Here is a 6,145-nt window from a genome sequence, read left to right as displayed (position 1 = left end):
ACCTCCACCTCACAGGCCTCGGCACCTGACCGCGAACAGGCCTGCAACCAGCTCCAAAGTCAACCCCCGAAGGACTTACGACGCAGACCACTTAGTCGCGACAGTCTACTAGTGTCCTGAGTCGGGAATTCACTGCATAAGCCAGTGCTGGTTCGGCATGATGGCCGGATGGCGAGGACGCGACGGCCGAAGGCCGAGCTGGTACTGACCGACGACGAGCGTGAGACATTGGCCCACTGGGCCAGGCGCCGGACGTCCTCTCAGGCGCTGGCCCTGCGGTGCCGGATCGTGCTCGAAAGCGCAACGGGTGCCACGAACAAGGATGTTACGGACCGGCTGGGCATCGAGGCGCACACGGTGAGCCGGTGGAGGGCCCGGTTCGTGCGGGACCGGCTGGAGGGCCTGACCGACGAACCGCGTCCGGGCGGGCCTCGGAAGATCACCGACGAGCAGGTCGAGGAAGTGGTCGTGAGGCAGGGCTGCGTCGTTCTCGTGGGCGGTCGGGAATGATCATGTGAGTCCGAAGGTCGCCAGCGGCCGGGTCACGTCCCGGCCGTGGTGGCGCAGGCCCTCGGCGATGTTGCCCCGTCCTGCCAGCCGGAGTGCGCCGATGGCCAGGTTCCGCAGGGAGGCCATCGCCCGCGGGGCACTGCCGACCCGCACCTGCGAGGCATCTTCCCCGAACGTCACTTCTGCGCGGACTGCTCACCTCCATCCACCCCGCCCTCGAACGCGTTCTCGGGCCCCGCCTGCGGCACCCGGCCGTCCTGGCCCTGCTGCAGACCTTCGGCTCCCCGGCCGAACTGGCCCAGGCCGGCACCGAGCAGATCGCGCAGATCATGCTCCGGGCTGCTCCACGGATGCGTAGTGCCCACACCCTGGCCGAGCAGATCACCACCGCACTGGCCGAGCAGACCGTCACGGTTCCCGGCACAGCCTCGGCAGGGGAGATCGTCTCCGGCCTGGCCGAGGCCCTCGCAGTCCTCCTCAAGCGCCGCGACCTCCTGGAGATGCGGGTCGCGGCCCTGCTGGAGGCCCACCCTCTCGCGAAGGTCCTGACTTCCATGCCCGGGGTCGCGGTCAGGACCGGTGCCCGCATCCTGGCCGAGGTCGGCGACGCCAGCGCGTTCCCCACCGCCGCCCACCTGGCCTCCTACGCGGGACTGACCCCCACCACCCGTCGCTCCGGGACCTCCATCCGGGGCGAAGGACCGCCCCGCGGCGGCAACAAGATGCTCAAACGGGCCCTGTTCCTGGCCTCGTTCGCCTCACTCAGCAGCCCCGAATCACGGGCCTACTACGACAGGAAGCGCGCGGAAAAGAAGCGCCACAACGCCGCTCTCATCTGCCTCACCCGCCGCCGTGTCGACGTCCTGCACGCCATGCTCAAGCACCATGCCCTCTACCAACCCGGGCACGAACAAACAGCCTGACCAAGCCCACAGCCCTTGACCGAACAGATAGAAGCACCCCCCGCCAGCGTGCACTTCGGGACCGCCGACGAGGTCTGCGACCAGCGAGCCGTCACCCTCGGCGAGGCATACGCCCGCCACCCCGAACGCTTCGGCCGCCGTCCCAGACCGCCCCGGATACCCCAGCAGGCATGGATCAACGACCCGGCCAAAAACCGGGGAGCCCGCACCACAAACCTCATAGCGTCACAACAGTCTCACTGGACTTGAGATCTTCCGCCCGGACCCGCCTCCCGGCGAGGCAGTGCGGGAGCGCCACGCGAGGCGGCCACCGCTTCGCAGTGCGCAGGCTATACTATCTGGATATGGTCGATAAGTAGGCAGAACCTGCCAAAGAGCATTGCTGACAGGTTCTTTGTCGGCGATGGAACGGATGGCAACCATGGCCGCATCGACTGTCACCCCACAGGATGCCCACACCGCCCAGCAGGGCGCTTCGGGCGCGGATGCCAAAACGCCGAGTGGGGCTGCTGAACGCGCTGTCACCCACCACGCCGTGACGCTTGACGTGTTCGGCACGCGTGTGGAACTGCTGCCTCCAGAGCAACTCGCCTTTCTCGCGGGCGTCGGCGTCCTAGCCGCATTCGAAGTCCTCGAATGGCCGGTGGCGCTGGTCCTGGCGGTCGGACACCAGCTGGCCCACAGCCACCACGGACGGGTGCTGCGCGAGTTCGGTGAAGCCCTGGAAGAAGCCTGAGACCGCTTCCTCCCACCGGTACAGAGGTTCCGCGGTGGGAGGGAGGAAGGGCCGTGCAGGCCCCCTGTCGAGCCCGTCCGGGATTCGCCGCCCTGGCCGGGCTGGTCGTCGCTGCTCCTCTCCGACCCAGCCCTGCACGTAGTCCATCCAGGACGTGGCGTCGCGAGTGGCCGTGGAGAACTCCGGATCCGCCACGACGTCCAGGCCGCCGGTGTGCTCCAGTTCGGGTTTGGCTCCTGTGGCCGGGAAGAGGGTCGGTTCACTCATCGTGCTGCTTCCTGTGTGCGTGGCCGCCCGGTGGGATACCGGCGGCATTGTTGGGAGGGCGACCGTCTGGAGTTCTGAGCGAGGTGTCATCCGTGGAGTACCGCTTGCGCGAGCCGTTCCAGTTGGTCGACCGCGGCGCCCAGGCCGCGGAGCGGCTGCAGCGGGACATGGTCGGCGCCGGCGCCGAGGTGCTCGCCGATCCGGCGGGCGATCACAGTCTCGTCGCCCCAGACGGCGAGTGCGTCGACGAGACGGTCGCTGCCGCCGGCGTCGAAGTCATCGTCGCTGTAGCCGAGCGTGCGCAGGTTGTTTCTCCGGTTGGGCAGACGCAGATAGAAGTCCGTGTGCTCGCGCGCGATGCCGCGTGCCTCGGCGGCGTCGGTGGCCAGGACGACGGCCTGTTCGGGCATCAGCAGCCGGCCCGGTCCGAGAACGGCACGGGCCAGGCTTGTGTGCGTCGGAGGTACGAAGAACGAGTGGACGCCGTCGGCTTGGTCATGGGCCACTTCCAGCATTTCCGGGCGCAGTACGCCCACCAGTCGCGCCAGGGGCATCTCACAGACGGGGCCGCTGCCGGAATCGGCGTCATGCCGGCGAGGTAACGACTCAGACGGTCGAGGAGCTTTTGGTAGGTCAGGCCGCTCCTGTCGACAGCCTCGGCGTTGCCGACACCCACGGCCAGGACGAACCGGCCGGGCCATGCGGCGGTGAGAGTGGCGGCTCCTTGTTGCATGACCGTGGGGTGGCGGGTCCAGATGTTCGCGATGCCGATGCCTGACACGATCTTGGAGGTGGCCGCCATGAGCACCGCGGACTCGGCGAAGGGCTCTTTGCCGCCGAGCCTCTCTCCGGTCCACAGTGATCCCTCGTGGTTCCCGCGGTGACGGGCACGCTGCTGGACGAGGCGTCGCCCCAGGAGATCATGCGCGAGGCGAGCTCCCAGTTGTCCGAGTGGTCGAGCGTGAGGGAGGCGGTTCCCGCGTCGACCTGCCCTCGCCGATCTCCGGGCTCACGGTCAATGAGGTGGCCGGGGGCGTTGCCGTACCGACGGTGACCTTCACCGTCCGGGTCGCGCTCTTTCTCGCCCCGCCAGGTGACACAAGGGATGCTGGCGATGTCTTCGCGGCCGACCCGAAGACGCCCTCACGGGACCTGGCACTCGGGGCACACGCCCCAGAACGTCACTGCGGCCTCCTGGACGACGTACTCGTTCGGCAACCGAGGCTCCATGCAGGGAGCCGCGCCCACCGCGCACTCAACGTCACGGATGGCGCCGCAGTCGCGGCACACGAAGTGGTGGTGATTGTCGTGGTTCTCGGCCTCGTAGCGGGCCGGGTGTCCGGCGATCTGAGTGCACCGGACCAGGCCGGCGTCGGCCAGCGCGCGCAACACGTTGTAAGTGGCCTGCAGGGACAGGCCGCCGGTGACCCGCTGAGCGCGCTTGCGCAGGGTGTCGGCATCGAGATGGCCTGACGAATCGGAGACGGCCATCAGCACGGCCATACGCGGAGCCGTCACCCGCATGCCCGCCTTGCGCAGCCGTGCCGCGGCCAGCTCCATGGGTTCCTTTGCGGTAGCCGATGTCATTCCGTCTCGTACTCCCTGTCGCCCTCAGGGACCACCTCGTCACTGTCCATGACGGTGTCCGTGGAGAGCTCGAACCACACGGTCTTGCCCACCGGCCCGTACTCAAAGCCCCACCGTGCTGCCAGGGCGCCCACCAAGGCGAGTCCGCGGCCGTGCTCGTCCTCCCAGCCGACGTCGGACCGACGCGGAGGCTCACCAGAGCCGTCGCTGACCAGACAACGCACAGAGGGCACCCGCTCCAGGGTCAGGCGCAGCGGACCGCAAGCATGCCGCACCGCGTTGCATACGAGTTCGCTGACCAGCAGCTCGGCGGTCGGGACGAGGTCACCCAGATCCCATTGGGGCAGCACCTCGCGCATGGCGGCCCTCGCCAAGGCGCACGCGGTCGGCGACCAGGGCAGCGCCCACGGACCGCCGACAAACGGCTCTACACAGTCCGTAGCCAGAGGCACCCCCGGCGCAACGGGCCACAAGGAACGCTGAGGACCCGGGACAGCCGCACCGGCAACCGTTCCCCACGGGAAGGTCTCTCGAGGAACTGCCCCGTCCATCGCTCCCCCTTCGGGGTGGTACCAAAATGTCCCCCTTGACGCTACGCCTCTTCTGGAACCAGTCAAGAAGATGGAAAGAGCCATTTTTCATGACCCGCTCAAATCACCGGGCGCTCCTTCCACCAGCGGGGAGCCGATCGCGCCCGCACTCAGCCGCCGAGAACGCCTGACAAAGGACCAGGCGGTAAATCTAACGGCGGACCCGACGATCATGGGAGAGACGCCAAGTGACCGACACCGCCGTGGAGTTGGAGACCGTTGAGCCTAGCGAGAGTGCCCGGTTGGGGCAGCTTGTGCCCGTGTCCGACGAGCAGCTGGTCGCGACGCTGGTGGAGCGTGCCCGGTCGGAGGGACTGCAGCTGACCGGGCAGGGTGGGCTGCTGCAGCAGCTGACCAAGCGGGTGCTTGAGTCCGCCCCGGAGGGCGAGATCACCGATGACGTCGGCTACGACATGCACGACGTGGCCTTGCAGGAACAGCGGCAACAGCCGTTACGGCACCCGGGCCAAGACTGTGCTGGCCGACTTCGGCCCAGTCGAGGTGAAGGTGCCCCGCGACACCGCCGGCACCTTCGAACCGCAGATCGTCCGCAAGCAGCAGCGTCGACTGACCGGCGTGGACGAGATGGTGCTTTCCCTGCCCGCGAAAGGCCTCACCCACGGGGAGATATCGACTCATCTGGCCGAGGTGTACGGAGCGGAGGTGTCCAAGCAGATCATCACCACGATTAAGGTGATGGAGGGCATGGCGGAATCGCGGTGCGGTCGCCGAGGGCTATTCGGGGTCGGTCGTTCAGTTGCCGGGTGACGTTCCCCAGGTTGCGGATGTCGTGGACAGTGAGGTCGGAACCCTTTGCCTGAGCCGACTCGACCAGCTTGAACACCATCGCGAGGGCAGCCGCCGGGCTGCCCGCGCCGCGGGTGACCTTGGTACGGCGCTTGGCGGATGGTTGAGCGGGCCAGGAGTGCTGTCAACGGAGTGGGATCACAGGCGGGTCAAGAACCTTTGATCGGACGAATCTTGCTCCGCTGGGCCAGGCTGGCCCTGGCGGAACGAAACGCGACGCTGCCCTCAAGAGGCGTCCCTCGGCTTCCAGACCACCTCCTAATGATGTTGTCAAACCGCAGGCGTGACGGACGGTTTGCTTTGGTAGCACTGTCCGTCACGGATGAGGGCCCACAGGACGTTGACCCGGCGCCGGGCCAGGGCGAGGACGGCCTGGGTGTGTCGTTTGCCTTCGCCACGCTTGCGCTCGTAGAAGCGGCGAGAGGCGTCACAACTGCGGATGCTGATCAGCGCGGAGGTGTAGAAGACGCGTTGCAGGCCGCGGTGATAGCGCCGGGGACGGTGGAAGTTGCCGCTGATGCTGCCGGAGTCGCGAGGCACGGGCGCGACGCCGGCGAGGCTGGCCAGGCGGTCGGAACTGGCGTATCGGGTCATGTCGCCGCCGGTGGCGGCCAGCAACTCGGCGCCCAGGAGCGGGCCGATACCCGGCATGCTGGAGATCACCTCGGCGAGGCCGTGCTCGCGAAACCGGGCCGCAATGAGCTTGTCGATCTCGGCGATCTGCT

Annotated in this window: 7 protein-coding genes and 3 pseudogenes; 4 read left to right on the top strand and 6 right to left on the bottom strand. The window is 67.8% G+C overall.

Going from position 1 to position 6,145, the window contains the following annotated elements:
• The first annotated feature begins 168 nt into the window (after positions 1-168).
• The gene (locus ACIRVK_RS45085) at positions 169-510 is read left to right on the top strand and encodes a helix-turn-helix domain-containing protein (protein ID WP_404257915.1); all 342 of its coding nucleotides are present in this window, start codon (positions 169-171) and stop codon (positions 508-510) included.
• Here the strand turns inward: ACIRVK_RS45085 and ACIRVK_RS45080 are convergent, their stop codons facing one another.
• A complete protein-coding gene (locus ACIRVK_RS45080; RefSeq protein ID WP_404257917.1) occupies positions 511-690 on the bottom strand; it encodes a hypothetical protein in 180 nt (59 codons plus the stop codon).
• A gap of 2 nt (positions 691-692) precedes the next feature.
• Between ACIRVK_RS45080 and ACIRVK_RS45075 the strand changes: the two are divergent.
• Positions 693-1,433 (top strand): annotated as a pseudogene (locus ACIRVK_RS45075) (transposase); the annotation flags it as partial.
• A gap of 421 nt (positions 1,434-1,854) precedes the next feature.
• Complete coding sequence (locus ACIRVK_RS45070) at positions 1,855-2,169, top strand: hypothetical protein (RefSeq protein WP_404257913.1); 315 nt, start codon at positions 1,855-1,857, stop codon at positions 2,167-2,169.
• A 353-nt stretch (positions 2,170-2,522) separates the two neighbouring features.
• Here ACIRVK_RS45070 and ACIRVK_RS45065 read toward each other — a convergent pair whose 3' ends face one another.
• The 4 genes and pseudogenes from ACIRVK_RS45065 to ACIRVK_RS45050 all read right to left on the bottom strand — a co-directional run bounded on the left by ACIRVK_RS45065 (position 2,523) and on the right by ACIRVK_RS45050 (position 4,574).
• On the bottom strand, positions 2,523-2,990 hold the full coding sequence (locus tag ACIRVK_RS45065; protein WP_404257911.1) for a hypothetical protein: 468 nt from the start codon (positions 2,988-2,990) through the stop codon (positions 2,523-2,525).
• 62 nt (positions 2,991-3,052) lie between these two features.
• A pseudogene (locus tag ACIRVK_RS45060) lies at positions 3,053-3,295 on the bottom strand (LLM class flavin-dependent oxidoreductase); the annotation flags it as partial.
• 284 nt (positions 3,296-3,579) lie between these two features.
• Positions 3,580-4,023: a Fur family transcriptional regulator gene (locus ACIRVK_RS45055; RefSeq protein ID WP_404257909.1), complete on the bottom strand. Its 444-nt coding sequence runs from the start codon at positions 4,021-4,023 to the stop codon at positions 3,580-3,582.
• On the bottom strand, positions 4,020-4,574 hold the full coding sequence (locus ACIRVK_RS45050) for an ATP-binding protein (protein WP_404257907.1): 555 nt from the start codon (positions 4,572-4,574) through the stop codon (positions 4,020-4,022). Before ACIRVK_RS45050 ends, ACIRVK_RS45055 begins: the two co-directional genes overlap by 4 nt.
• A 242-nt stretch (positions 4,575-4,816) precedes the next feature.
• Here ACIRVK_RS45050 and ACIRVK_RS45045 point away from each other — a divergent pair.
• A pseudogene (locus tag ACIRVK_RS45045) lies at positions 4,817-5,327 on the top strand (transposase); the annotation flags it as partial.
• 363 nt (positions 5,328-5,690) lie between these two features.
• Here ACIRVK_RS45045 and ACIRVK_RS45040 read toward each other — a convergent pair.
• Positions 5,691-6,145 (bottom strand): transposase (locus tag ACIRVK_RS45040; protein WP_404257905.1); only part of this gene is annotated, 455 nt, incomplete at its 5' end.

Source organism: Streptomyces sp. NPDC101152 (genome assembly GCF_044768275.1).
Classification (GTDB): domain Bacteria; phylum Actinomycetota; class Actinomycetes; order Streptomycetales; family Streptomycetaceae; genus Streptomyces.
This window is presented reverse-complemented; position numbering and strand designations above follow the sequence as displayed.

What these genes read in the sequence shown, in the direction of transcription:
- ACIRVK_RS45070 (WP_404257913.1), top strand. Translation starts at nt 1,855, where the DNA reads ATGGCCGCATCGACTGTCACCCCACAGGATGCCCACACCGCCCAGCAG.
- ACIRVK_RS45065 (WP_404257911.1), bottom strand. Translation starts at nt 2,990, where the DNA reads ATGCCCCTGGCGCGACTGGTGGGCGTACTGCGCCCGGAAATGCTGGAA.
- ACIRVK_RS45085 (WP_404257915.1), top strand. Translation starts at nt 169, where the DNA reads ATGGCGAGGACGCGACGGCCGAAGGCCGAGCTGGTACTGACCGACGAC.
- ACIRVK_RS45055 (WP_404257909.1), bottom strand. Translation starts at nt 4,023, where the DNA reads ATGACATCGGCTACCGCAAAGGAACCCATGGAGCTGGCCGCGGCACGG.
- ACIRVK_RS45050 (WP_404257907.1), bottom strand. Translation starts at nt 4,574, where the DNA reads ATGGACGGGGCAGTTCCTCGAGAGACCTTCCCGTGGGGAACGGTTGCC.